The 12,199-nt window shown below is 70.6% G+C and carries 11 protein-coding genes; 4 read left to right on the forward strand and 7 right to left on the reverse strand.

The features are described 5' to 3' along the window. The first annotated feature begins 265 nt into the window (after nucleotides 1-265). On the forward strand, nucleotides 266-1,252 hold the full coding sequence (locus G5C51_RS06895) for a DUF2599 domain-containing protein (RefSeq protein WP_165233393.1): 987 nt from the start codon (nucleotides 266-268) through the stop codon (nucleotides 1,250-1,252). Nucleotides 1,253-1,275: 23 nt separating this feature from the next. Here G5C51_RS06895 and G5C51_RS06900 read toward each other — a convergent pair whose 3' ends face one another. Genes G5C51_RS06900 through G5C51_RS06915 form a run of 4 tightly spaced genes read right to left on the reverse strand, consistent with a single transcriptional unit; the run spans nucleotide 1,276 to nucleotide 5,562 of the window. Further along, complete coding sequence (locus tag G5C51_RS06900) at nucleotides 1,276-2,514, reverse strand: hypothetical protein (protein ID WP_338118035.1); 1,239 nt, start codon at nucleotides 2,512-2,514, stop codon at nucleotides 1,276-1,278. After that, nucleotides 2,511-3,410, reverse strand: a complete 900-nt coding sequence (locus tag G5C51_RS06905) for a carbohydrate ABC transporter permease (RefSeq protein WP_165233396.1) — start codon at nucleotides 3,408-3,410, stop codon at nucleotides 2,511-2,513. Before G5C51_RS06905 ends, G5C51_RS06900 begins: the two co-directional genes overlap by 4 nt. Further along, nucleotides 3,407-4,327 (reverse strand): carbohydrate ABC transporter permease, encoded by a 921-nt coding sequence (locus G5C51_RS06910; RefSeq protein ID WP_165233399.1) that lies wholly within the window; start codon nucleotides 4,325-4,327, stop codon nucleotides 3,407-3,409. Before G5C51_RS06910 ends, G5C51_RS06905 begins: the two co-directional genes overlap by 4 nt. Next, nucleotides 4,327-5,562, reverse strand: coding sequence for an ABC transporter substrate-binding protein (locus G5C51_RS06915; RefSeq protein ID WP_165233402.1), 1,236 nt, complete (start codon nucleotides 5,560-5,562; stop codon nucleotides 4,327-4,329). Before G5C51_RS06915 ends, G5C51_RS06910 begins: the two co-directional genes overlap by 1 nt. A gap of 203 nt (nucleotides 5,563-5,765) precedes the next feature. Between G5C51_RS06915 and G5C51_RS06920 the strand changes: the two genes are divergently transcribed. Both G5C51_RS06920 and G5C51_RS06925 read left to right on the forward strand, forming a co-directional pair. Beyond that, entirely contained in the window at nucleotides 5,766-6,194 is a 429-nt protein-coding gene (locus G5C51_RS06920; RefSeq protein ID WP_165233406.1) for a type II toxin-antitoxin system Rv0910 family toxin, read from the forward strand. 11 nt (nucleotides 6,195-6,205) lie between these two features. Next, nucleotides 6,206-7,123, forward strand: coding sequence for an LLM class F420-dependent oxidoreductase (locus tag G5C51_RS06925; RefSeq protein WP_165233409.1), 918 nt, complete (start codon nucleotides 6,206-6,208; stop codon nucleotides 7,121-7,123). Here G5C51_RS06925 and G5C51_RS06930 read toward each other — a convergent pair. Continuing rightward, nucleotides 7,104-8,774, reverse strand: coding sequence for a CocE/NonD family hydrolase (locus tag G5C51_RS06930; RefSeq protein ID WP_206313534.1), 1,671 nt, complete (start codon nucleotides 8,772-8,774; stop codon nucleotides 7,104-7,106). The genes G5C51_RS06925 and G5C51_RS06930 overlap by 20 nt on opposite strands. Before the next feature lie 4 nt (nucleotides 8,775-8,778). Next, entirely contained in the window at nucleotides 8,779-9,978 is a 1,200-nt protein-coding gene (locus G5C51_RS06935; protein ID WP_165233412.1) for an aromatic acid exporter family protein, read from the reverse strand. Nucleotides 9,979-10,123: 145 nt separating this feature from the next. On the opposite strand from G5C51_RS06935, the gene G5C51_RS06940 reads away from it, so the two are divergent. Further along, complete coding sequence (locus tag G5C51_RS06940) at nucleotides 10,124-10,300, forward strand: hypothetical protein (protein ID WP_165233415.1); 177 nt, start codon at nucleotides 10,124-10,126, stop codon at nucleotides 10,298-10,300. A gap of 59 nt (nucleotides 10,301-10,359) precedes the next feature. Here the strand turns inward: G5C51_RS06940 and G5C51_RS06945 are convergent, their stop codons facing one another. After that, nucleotides 10,360-12,060 carry a glycine/sarcosine N-methyltransferase gene (locus G5C51_RS06945; protein WP_476715130.1) on the reverse strand — a complete coding sequence of 567 codons (1,701 nt, stop codon included), beginning with the start codon at nucleotides 12,058-12,060 and terminating at the stop codon, nucleotides 10,360-10,362. Nucleotides 12,061-12,199 lie beyond the last annotated feature (139 nt).

Consider the following 12,199-nt stretch of genomic DNA (forward strand, 5'->3'; position numbering starts at 1 on the left):
GCACGAGCTGGGCTGGGGAGCGATGGCTTTCAGCCACGCGGGTCCGCGGGGGAGCGGTGCCGGCCGCCGCTTCCGGCGCGGGCCGTGCGCTGCTGCCTCCACCTCGCGGTGACGCGGTGGTCGCCGGGCCCTCACCGGCCCCGCCCGGACCGTTCACAAGCCACGTGGCGCAACACCCCATCGACCTGTGCGAGTTCCGCTTGTTTCCATGGTGATCACCGGCGCAGTGATCAGACGAGACAGGGGGAAATTTCGTATGCCCGTGATGAAGCGTGCCCTGGCCACCACCGCGAGCGCGGCGGTGCTGCTGGGCTGGGCAGGGACGGCACCGGCCCAGGCCGACGGCGGCGATACGGACGGGGTGGAGCGCATCGCCGAGCGGATCGAGCGGGTCGCGCCCGAGGCCGGCCAGGACCTCCTCGGGGCCCGTACGGAAGCGGGCCGGGGGCTGGCGGCGCGCGGCGACGGCCTGAACATCGATCTGCCCGACCACAGCCGGGGCACCCTCACGCTCGCCCGCCCGGGGACCGGTGGCGCGAAGCTGGCGCTCGGCATGCCCCAGGAGGCGGAGCAGCGTCCCGCGCAGGTCGCGGACGACGGCACCGTCGCCTACCCCGACGCGCTGCCGCACACCGACCTGGCCGTGCAGCCGATGGAGCGCAGCGCGCGGGTGCAGACGGTGCTCAAGAGCGCTGGGGCGCCCGAGGAGTTCACCTTCCCGGTGGACGTGCCGGACGGCGGCCGGCTCGCCCCCGGCAAGGACGGCAGCGTCGCGGTGCTGGACGCCCGCGGCAAGCCGGTGGGCGGGATCGAGGCGCCGTGGGCCAAGGACGCCGACGGCAAGGCGGTGCCCACCGAATACCGCGTCGAGGGCGACCGGCTGATCCAGACCGTACGGCACCGGGGCGCCGCCTATCCCGTGGTCGCCGACCCGTGGATGGGCCAGGATCTGATCCAGGACGCCAAGCTGGTGTGGGTGCACGCCGTGCAGAAGTTCACGCTGCAGATCACGCCCACCAACTTCATGCGGGCGCAGCAGTCCGACTACTTCATCGCCCAGGCCGCCTGGGAGGAGCTGCTGGCGAAGTACCAGCAGCCGCTCGGCATCCACCGCAACCACGGCGGCCTGTGGGACCAGTTCCTCTGCCACCACCAGTTCGCCGCCTTCGCGGGCAACACCTGGAACATCGAGGACTGGCGCCCCGACATCAGCTACCCGGGCACGATCCTGGCCCAGTGCAACCCGGAGTAGTCAGCCGTCGACCAGCCGCCCGCTCACAGCTGCACGCGATACACCGTCCGCGGGCGGCCGACCGGCTCCTGGCGGGCGCTGCCCACGGGGACGGCGACGCCCGCCCGTTCCAGCCGCTTGAGGATGCGGCGGGCGGTGCGTTGCTGCACCGACAGGTGCTCGGCTACGGCCTGGGCCGTGACTCCGTCCTCGGAGCCGGTGTCCTCGACCAGTTCGCGCAGGCGGCCGAGGGTCTGGGCGTTCAGGCCGACGCGGCGGGCGAGCATCGCGAGGCTTTCGGGGCCCGGCGCCGGGCGGTCGCCCGGGCCGCCGCTCTCCGCCTCGATGACGATGTCGACGTCGTCCTGCATCGACACCACGCCGGCGACGGCGCCGACCGAGCGGGCCCGGTTCACCGCCCGTCGGGCGAGGGACTCGGCCTCCGCGGCCGTACGTCCCAGGCCGAAGCCCACATGCGCGGTGTCGTGCCGGGCGGCGAGCGCGTCGAGCAGCGGCAGCCGGGTGAAGCGTTCGCTGGCGTTCTCCAGCACGCCGCGGGTGGTGACGACCAGCCGCTGGCCGTCCGGGAGGTCGGCGAGGCTGCCGCCCAGCACCGCCAGGTCCGCGGCGAGTTCGGTATCGGCGGCCGGGATGTCGATGATGCCCAGCGCCACCTGCGCGTCGCCGCTGTGCGCGGCCGACGCGGCGAGCACCAGCGCCTGCAGGGTGGCGCGGATGGAGTGCCGGGAGGGCGCGAGGCGCACCGTGTGCATCTCGCTGTCGAGGGTGTGGAAGGCCGAGCCGAGGCAGGTGACCGCCACCTGGGTGCGCTTCTTCTCCCGGGCGCCGCGGTGGAATTCGACCAGATCGTCCCCGGTGAGACCGGGACGGTACGGCTGCACGTGCACATGCTCCGTCGGCAGCTTGGCCTCGGTCAGCGTCTCCATCACCTCGGACCGCAGCAGCGTGTCGATGGAGATGCGGGAGACGTCGTGGCCGAGCCGCAGCAGCTCCACCAGCGCGCGCAGCAAGGTGGCGCCGCTGTACGGGACATACATCGCGGGGCGGTCCAGCAGCCCCTCCGCCGCCGCGCGGGAGTGCGGCACGACGCCGGTGAACAGCAGCGCGTCGGCGTCCGACCTGGCCTTGCGCACCACCTCGACGGCGTCGTCCTCATGCCGGTACGGCCACGGCACCAGCCGCTCCGTGCCGGCGGCCCCGACGGCCAGGACCTTCTGCACGAGGTCCTCGGGACCGACCACCCCCACCGTGAGCACGCTCACCCCTTGATCCCAGACATGACGACGCCTTCCTGAACGTACCGCTGACCGACCAGATAGGCGAAGAAGATGGGCACAAGCGCGACCACGGATCCGGCCAACAGCTGGTTGAGTGGCACCTGTTGCTGGTTCAGCGAGGCGATGCCGGTGGTCAGCGTACGCATGTCCGTGCCCTGCGCGATGACCAGCGGCCACAGGAAGTCGTTCCAGTGCCACAGGAAGACGAAGATCCCGAGGGTGGCGAGGATCGGCTTGGTGAGCGGCAGCACGATGGACACGTAGACCCGCCACTCCGAGCAGCCGTCGAGGCGGGCTGCCTCGAAGAGCTCGTCCGGCAGCGCCTGGATGAACTGCCGCATCAGGAAAACGGCCTGGGCGTTGGCGAGGGTCGGCACGATCAGACCCCAGTACGTGTCCACGCCGCCGGCCTCGGCGATCAGGATGAAGGTGGGCACCAGCGTGACGTGGTACGGCACCATCACCATCGCGATGAAGGACCAGAAGAGCGGCTCCTTGCCGGGGAAGCGCTTCTTGGCGAAGGCATAGCCGGCCATCGAGGCGAGCAGCAGCACCAGCACCACGGAGACCACCGAGTACACGGCGGTGTTCAGCGTCCAGCGCAGGATGTCCTGGGCGCCGAGGATGTCGGAGTACGCGCCGCCGTCCAGGTCCCAGGGGGTGAGGCTGCCCGGGAAGCTGATCGCCTGCGCCGGCTTCAGCGACAGCACGACCATCGCGTAGAAAGGGAAGACGGCGACCAGCGAGCCGAGGGTGAGCAGCACGCCGCGGCCGGTCGTGCGCAGTCGCTTCCCGCGCCGGGCCCGGCGGCGGTCGGCGTCGGCGGAGCTGTCCACGCCCTGCCCGACCGTCGTGGGGCGGGATGCGGTGGTCACGGTCATTTGTCCCTCCCCAGGAGCAGCCGCTGGATGAGCGCCACCACCAGCGTCATGATGAACAGCGCGACGCCGATGGCACCGGCATAGCCGAGGTCGAAGTACTTGAACCCCTGCTCGTAGAGGTCGAATACGAGGGTGAAGCTGGCGTGCGCGGGACCGCCGCCGGTCATCGTGTAGATGGCGTCGAAGGCCTGGAAGGACATCGTCGTCTCGATCACAGCGAGGAAGAACAGCGCCGGGCGCAGCTGCGGCAGCACCACGTGGCGGAAGCGCTGCCAGGCGCCGGCCCCGTCGACGGTGGCGGCCTCCTCCAGCTCGCGCGGCACGTTCTGCAGCGCGGCGAGCAGGATCAGCATGCCGTAGCCGAACCGGGACCAGACCCCGACCAGCGCCAGTGCCGGGATGACCATGGTGGAGCTCTCCAGCCAGGGCGTGCCGCCCAGGCCGATCCAGCCGAGCATGGTGGTCCACGGCCCCTCGGCCGAGAACAGCCAGCGGAAGATCGCGCCGGCCAGCACCAGGCTGGTGATCACCGGCAGGAAGAACACGGACCGGAAGAACCGCACCCCGCGGAAGGCGCGCCGCGTCAGCAGCGCCATGCCGAGCGCGGCGGCGACGGTGACCGGCACCGCGATCAGCGAGTAGACCAGGGTGACCCGGAGGGCCGACCAGAAGACCGGGTCCTCCCACAGCCGGCGGAAGTTGTCGAGGCCCTTCCACTCGGCGGTGCCGCCGATGGTGTAGTCGAAGAACCCGAGCACCCCGCCGGCCACCGCGGGGCCGAAGCGGAAGACGAGGAAGAGCACGAGACACGGCAGTACGAACAGCAGGCCCGCCATGGCGTCGTGGCGGGCGAGCACGGACCGGCGCCGGCGGGGCGGCGCCGATCCGTGCTTGCGTGCGGTGAGCTGGGTGGCCATCAGCCGGTGATCCCCTTCGCGGCCTTCTCCGCGTCCTCGAGGGCCTTCGCCGGCGACTTCTTGCCGGTGAGCGCTGCCTGGATCTCCGGGGAGAGCACGCCCATCACGTCCCGGGCCTTCTCGTACAGCGGGCCGACATTGACCTTGTTCAGGGACTTCTCCATCTGCCCGTTCACCGGGTCGCCGGCGTACAGCTCATTGCCGTCGAGCGGGGAGAAGAAGCCGGACTTCTTGTCGTAGTCGTCCATGGTCTTCTTGGCCGTGACGAAGTTGATCCACTTCGCCGCCGCGTCCTTGTCCCCGGCCTTCTTGAACATCGACAGCGAGCCCACGGTGCCGTACGCCACCTGCTGGTCGTCCTTCAGCGGTCCGACGACGTGAATGTTCTCCTTGCCCCAGAACTTCTCCACCTCGATGGGGACGTGCTGCCAGGTGCAGCCGACCTTGTTCCGGCCGATCCTGGTCTGCTCGATGTTGAGGTTGGCCTTGGTCAGCGCCGACTTCTCGGTGTAGCCGTCGTCGGCGAGCGTGCGCAGGAACTTCAGGGCCTTGACGCCCTGCGGGCTGTTGAACGCGACGGACTTGCCGTCCTTGCTGAAGACGTCCCCGCCCGCCTGCCACAGCAGCGGGTAGTAGGTCATGTTCAGGGTGGCGGTGGCGTCGCCGTTGTACGTGATGATGTCGAAGCCCTTGGCCTTGAACTTCGGCGCCAGCTTCAGCAGGTCGTCCCAGGTGGCGGGGAAGTCCTTCTCGCCCACCGCGTCGAAGACCTTCTTGTTGCAGATCAGCGGGTTGCTGCTCATCAGCAGCGGGGCGCCCATGAGCTGGTCGTCCACGGTGGCCGCCTTGAGGGCGGCGGGGCGGTACGCCTGCTTCGCCTCGGGGGAGATGTGCTCGTCGTACGGCTCGATGTTCGGCGCGTACTTGGGGAGCTGGTCGGGGATCAGATAGCCGACGTCGGGGCCCTTGCCGCCCGCCATCGCGGTGGTCAGCTTCTCATCGCGGTTGGCCCAGGGCAGGATCTCGACCTTGACGTCGACCTTGGGGTTCTCCTTCTCGAACTCCTTCTCCGCCGCGTCCCAGAAGGCGCGGTGCTGCTTCTCGTCGATGATCACCGGATACGTCCACATGGTCACCGTGGACTTGCCCCCGGCTCCTCCGGAGCCACCACACCCGGCCAGCAGGGTGCCCGCAACCGCCAGCGCACCGACGGCTATCACCTTTCTGTGCCACATGTCTGCTTCCTCGCCCTCTCGCGCCGCGACGACCCCGGCGTCCACCGTCCAACGTTTCGGTCTGGACCTTAATTGGCAAGGAGTCTGATGCTGGTCCGTAACTACTGTCAATGGCCTACTTCAATCTGACGGGTCGTCAGTCTTGTAAGTTGCCGGCGCCCCGGTTACGTTCCGCAGCGTCCCGTCGAGAGAGGTGGTCGGTCATGGCCGAAGTCAGTGCCGAAGCACGCATCGAGGCGCCCGCCGAGAAGGTCTGGAGCACGATCACGGACTTCTCCGTGTACGCCGACTGGAGCGTGACGCACACGGGGTTCCCGAAGGGCGTGCCCGCCGACCTGGCGGAGGGCGACACATACGCGGAGAGCATGAAGCTGATGGGCTTCCCCGCGGACGTCGTCTGGACCGTGGCGGAGCTGGTGGAGGGCCGCACCTTCGCGACCACGGGGAAGGGCCCCATGGGCGTCAAGATCAAGAACCGCTACACGCTCACGCCCGACGGCGAGGCCACCACGGTCCGCATCGACGGCGAGTTCAGCGGCGGCACGGTGGCGATGATGGCGGGCAAGCTCAAGGAGTCCGCGACCGCGGCCATGAACGAGTCGCTGACCAAACTGAACGGCCTGGTGGCCTGACGGCCCGAGCCATGTTCCTTTCGCTGGGGCTCCCCACCCACCTGGTCGACGCCGGCGCCGATCTGATCAGTGCCGAGGCGGTCATGGAGATGGCCCGCGCCGCCGAGGCGGCCGGGTTCGACGCGGTGTTCGTCACCGACCACCCCTTCCCCGACGACGGGTGGCTGGCCCACGGCGGGCACCACACCGTGGACCCGCTGGTGTCGCTGTCCTTCGCGGCCGCCGCGACGTCCACGCTGCGGCTGCACACGAACCTGTTCGTGCCCGCGTACCGGAACCCGTTCGCGGCCGCGAAGGCGATCTCGTCGCTCGACGCGCTGTCCGGCGGGCGGGTGATCCTGGGTGTGGGAGCGGGCTATCTGGAGGGGGAGTTCGCGGCGCTCGGCGCGGACTTCGCGGCCCGTAACGACCGGCTCGACGAGGCGCTGCGGGCCATGCGGGCCGCGTGGACCGGCGAGTCCGTGGTGTTCGAGGGGTCCGGATACGCGGCGGCCGGGAACACCATGCTGCCGCGGCCGGCGCAGCCCCGTATCCCCGTCTGGATCGGCGGCAACAGCAAGCGCGCGATCCGCCGCGTGGTCGACCTGGGCGACGGCTGGCTGCCGATGCCGGCGCCCGCCAAGGCGTCCAGGACGCTGAAGACGCCCGGCATCGAGTCGCTGGACGACCTGCGCTCCCGGCTCGACTACCTGCGGGAATACGCTGAATCGGTGGGCCGGACCGACCCCGTCGACGTCACCTTCATGCCGCGCAGCCTGAACATGTTCTCCGGCGCGAGCATCGACGCCGACGCGGTGGTCGAGGACCTCGCGGAGCAGTCCGCCGCCGGCGTCACCGGCGTCACCCTCACGCTCCCCGCCACCACCCGCGCCGCCTTCCTCGACCAGGCCGCCCTCTTCGGCGAAGGCGTCATCCCGCGGCTGAAGTAGCCCGCACCGGCAGCACCACCGCCGACGGATGCTCCGGGTCGTGGAACACCCGCTGGTCGGCCGCGCGCAGCGTGACCGCTGTGGCGCGCGGCTCGCCGGTGCCCGGATTGCGGTTGTAACGGGGAAAGGCGCCGCTGGACACCTGGACCCTGATGCGGTGACCGCGCTTGAAGACATGGGCCGTCGGCCACAGCCGCAGCGAGGCGCGGGTGATCTCGTCGGCGCCGGACAGGCCGACCAGACCGTCGCACACATTGCGCGAGCGGCCCTTGGCGTCCACGTCGCACAGCCGGACGAAGACATCGGCGTACGGCAGGCTGGAGCGGAACCACACCTCGGCCTCGACCTCGCCGATCACCTCCGTGTCCGCATCCAGCACGGCCGTCGTGTACGTCAGCACGTCCGCCCGCGCCTCCAGCCGCGTGTTGACCTTCCGGCCGCCACGGCCCGGGGCGAAGCGCACGCCGCCGACGGCGGGCGTGGGGTCCGCCGGGTCGTAGCGATAGCGGTCCGGGCCTGAAGGGCCGGGCTCGGCGGTGGCGAGCCCGCCGCCCTCCTGGAGGTGGAAGCGCCGCGGGGCGTAACCGGCGGGCGGCCAGCTCTCGAAGCCCCGCCACGCCTCCGCGCCCATCACGTACAGGCGCACCGGCTCGCGCTCCTGTGGCCGCTCGCCGCGCGCGTGCGGCAGCCCGAACTCCAGGGTCTGGCGCGCACCTTCGGCCTGCACGCCCACGGCGGTGTGCGCCCACGGGCCGACCGTCAGCCACGCCTCGCGGCCCGCCGCGCGCAGTGCCCGATAGTCGCGCAGCTGACCGGGCAGAAAGATGTCGAACCAGCCCGCCACCGAGCTCACCGGCACGCTCGCGGCGGCCACCCGCGCCTGCTGGTCGACCCCGTCCCAGTGCGGGTCCTCGGCGCCATGGCTGAGGATGTTCTGGATGTACGGTGAGGGGCTGCCGATCGCCGCCCGGTCGGCTTCCTCGAGCGGCGTGGTGAACTGGGCCCGGTGCGCCCGCCGCGCCCCGAGGAGCTGCCGGAGCAGGGCCCCCTTGCGCTCCTGCCCCGACACCATCACGCCCCAGGCGAACGGCGTTTCCAGCTCGAAGGCGTCCTCGCGCAGGAACGCGAGGGTCAGCGCCGCCTCGGTGACCACCGGGACCATGGCCCTCACCTGCGGGGGCAGTTGGTCGGCGACCGCCCACTGGACGTAGCCGAGGTAACTGCTGCCGGTGAGCACGACCGAGTCGCCGCACCAGGGCTGCTTCACCAGCCAGTCGAGCGTGGCGAGGCCGTCCTCGCGCTCGTTGCGCATCGGCTTGAAGGCGCCGCCGGAGCCGAAGGTGCCGCGGACGCTCTGCACGACCACCTGGAAGCCGCGCTCGGCCAGCGGCAGGGCGGCGAGCGTCGACCGGCGCCCGCGGCCGTACGGCGTGCGGATCAGCGCGGTCGGCAGCCCGTCGCCGCCATGCCGCGGCGCCCACCGCTCGGCGTACAGCACGGTCCCGTCGGGCATCGGCACCGGCAGATGGGGGTGCACCACCACATCCCTGGTCAGCGGCGGGCCGAGCCGCAGCAGCCGCTGGAACAGCCGGCTGCCCCGGCCCACCCGCCGTACCGCCGGGGGCCGGGCGCTGTCATCGGCATCTGACATACCGTCAGGATACCGGTGACAGCTTGCTCGCCACCCCCTTCAGACGGTGGAAGCGTTCCTCGCGCTTCCGGGTCGCCGCGTCCAGGCCGTCCAGCAGGCGCTGGGAGCGGCGCTCCAGGTCGAGTTCGTCGATGATCCGGTCCACCTCCGTGAGCAGCGCGCCGTACAGCTGCCAGTGCGGCGGATGGTCCCTGGCCTGGTCGAGCAGCAGTCCGGCGACCCGGGCGCGGCAGGCGTCGGCCGCGGCCAGCTCCTCGGCGAGCCGGGTCTCGGCGGTCTCGGCGCTGTGCGTGGCGGGGGTGGTCACCAGGAGCGCGAAGTTCTCGATGGCGGCGGCGAGATGCTCGTACAGCTCCCGCTGCTCCGCCGCGAGGTCCGGCGGGAAGAGCGGCTCGGCGCCGCGCTGCCGGGCCAGGTCGGTCATCGTACGGGCGAGGACCCGCAGCACCACCGTGCAGATCTCCAGGGTGTCCAGGCCGGTGCGCAACACGACGCGGTGCAGCAGGCCCTCGCGGACCCGGGGGTTGAGCCGCAGGCTGTCCTCCGCGCGGCGCAGGGCCGCGTCCACGTCGGCGACCTCGTGGTCGAGTTGCCGGGCTTCGTGCAGCCGGGCGGCGGCGTCGGCGACCGGCTGGGGCGCGTCGAGCCCGGCGGCGATCGACCGCAGGAGCGCGCGCATCCGGCCGGCCAGGTCGGTGATGGCGGTGCCGGCGTCGCGGGTCCATACCGGCGGGGCGATGAGGAAGTTGAAGATCAGGCCGACCACGGCGCCGGTGAGCGTCTCCACCACCCGGTTCCACGCGGTGTTGGTCACCTGGCTCACGCCGAGCACCAGCATCGCGCTGATCGCCACCTCCGGCACGAACTCGCTGACCCGGACGTAGTGCCCGACGATCAGTGACGCGAGGATGATCAGCGCGAGGCTCCACCACGTCAGCCCCACCAGCGCGCTGAAGCCGACGGCCAGCAGGACCCCGGCCACCACGGCGTTGACCCTGCGGATGCCGGTGGTCAGCGTCGCGTACAGCGTCACCTGGACCACGAGCAGCGCGGTCAGCGGCGCGGTGAGCGGGGCGGGTCCGGTGGTGAGGTGCAGCGCGATCACGTAGGCGATGACCGCGGCGACGGTGGACCGGAGCGTCTGCACCACCCTCGGCTCGCGACGCCGCAGGAGGACCTCGGCCACCTCCCGTATGCGAGGCACGCACGCCTCCTTCGCCTCAGACTGCTCCCTTCCGGCTCCCCCGTCGCGGGGGAGTCGAAAAGCGGACTGATCCCCGCATTACCGGGAACCCGTCGCACAGAGAGGCCGGACACGGCCGCGAGCACAGAATCGAGGCGCAGCAGTCATGGAACGCAGGCTGATCCGCAAGGGACGGCCGCACATCGAGGAGAGCGACGGCTGGATCCGCTTCCAGCCCGAGGCGGAGCGGGTGTCGGACACCGACGGTCCGATGGGTTACGACCCGCAGATCCCGCACGACGCCACGGATGCGGAGGCGCACATCATCCGCAGCGTCAACTGAGTCCCCGCAGCCGGGCCGCGACCCGTCACCCCGGGGGCGACGGGCCGCGGCACCGTCCGCTACCCGGCCCGGGTGCAGTGGAAGACGCCCCAGGTCAGATGCCCGTTGCGGCCCCCTTCCACCCAGTGTCCGAGGCCCTTCTTCATCTGTGTCAGGTAGTCGGAGCTGACCTTGCGGTTCAGGCCCTCCGCCTCCTGCCGTTCCGTTTCCTCCAGCACCCGCCCGTAATGCGCGACGAGCTGCTCGCGGTGCTCCTCGAAGCCGGCGCCGACGAGCGTGAAGCCGAGCTGCGGCAGCAGGCCGAGGTAGAAGCCGGGCGAGCCCATGTCGTCGAGGTGGATGCGGTCGAGGATCGGCTGCAGCACCCCCGGCGGGCAGTCGTCGGTCGCCATCGGGTCGGTGAAGACCAGGCTGCCGCCGGGCCGCAGCACCCGCGCCGCCTCCCGCAGCACCCGCTCGCGGTCGCCGCTGTGCAGGAAGGCGTCCTGCGACCAGACGACGTCGACGCTGCCGTCCGGATACGGGATCTCCTCGAAGGCCCCGTCCACCACCTCGATACGGTCGGTCAGGCCGCGCGCCGCGTTCAGCTCGCGGTGCCGCCGGTTCTCCACCTCGCTGAGGTTGAGTGCCCGCACCTGGCAGCCGTACGTGCCCGCCAGATGCCGCGCCGCGCCGCCGAAGCCGGCGCCGAGGTCGAGGACCACGCTGTCCTCGGTGAGCTTCAGCCGGGCCGCCATGCGGTCGACGGTGCGCCGGCTGGCGGCGGCGATGGGTTCGTCCGGGCTCTCGTAGATGCCGATGTGGATGTCCTCGCCGCCCCACACGGTGGCGTAGAACGTGTCGGCGTCCGGGGAGTTGTAGTAGCTGCGGGCCGTCCCGGCCGCGCCCGCATGCTGCGTCGACTGATCGGCTTCCATGCGGTACTCCTTCTCGGCGACGTGGACGAAGAAGTCCGGCTGGTCGTCCCGGTAGGTGTGCTGGAAGTCGCCGTACGTGTCGACCCGCTGGAAGCCCACCTCGCGCATCAGCCGGCGGGTGTAGTCCTTGCGCAGCGGATACATGTTGAGGTGGTACACCGACTCGTCCGGGAACCGGTACCGCATCCGGCACAGCCCGTCGTCGACGTACTCGGGCGCCACCGCGACGTCCTCGCCGCAGTAGTAGTACGTGTGCTTGCTGCTGTAGCCGTCGTCCAGGATCGCGTCGTAATTGCGCTGGTCGAGGACCAGGATGCCGTCGTGCTTGAGCATCGCGTAGAACTCGGCGAGCGCCTTGCGGCGGTCGCGTTCGTCGAAGAGGTGCGTGAAGGAGTTGCCGAGGCAGACGATCGCGTCGTACTCGCCGTGCACATCCCGGTTGAGCCAGCGCCAGTCGGCCTGGACGACGCGCAGGATGTGGCCGCCGTGCTGCCGCCCGTTCTCGAAGGCCATCGACAGCATGTTGGCGCTGCCGTCGGCGCTGACGGTCTCGAAGCCCGCCTGAAGTAACTGCACCGAGTGATAGCCGGTGCCGGTCGCGACGTCCAGGACACTGCGGACGCCGCGCTTGCGGAGCAGGTCGATGAAGAAGTTGCCCTCGCTCTCCGCTCTCTTCTCCCAGTCGATGAGGGAGTCCCACTTCTCCACGAAGCTCGGTATGTACTCGTGTGCGTAGTGGTCGGTCTCCCTGACCTCCACGGGGTTGCCCCCGAACCCTTGAGCTGTCTGCGCTGTCTGCGCTGTGATGACGAGCCTCCGATCTGCCGGTGCCAGTGGGGCAATAGCTCTCCGAAGCGGCGCGATGTATGCGTGAACTTCCGTATACAAGTCGTACTGACGGCGATCTTGACGTGGTCATGCCCTCGCGGATACGGTCCGCGGCAGTGCAACGTTAGAAAGCGCTTGCCGGACGTTCGCCAAC

The organism is Streptomyces coryli (assembly GCF_011044975.1).
Classification (GTDB): domain Bacteria; phylum Actinomycetota; class Actinomycetes; order Streptomycetales; family Streptomycetaceae; genus Streptomyces; species Streptomyces coryli.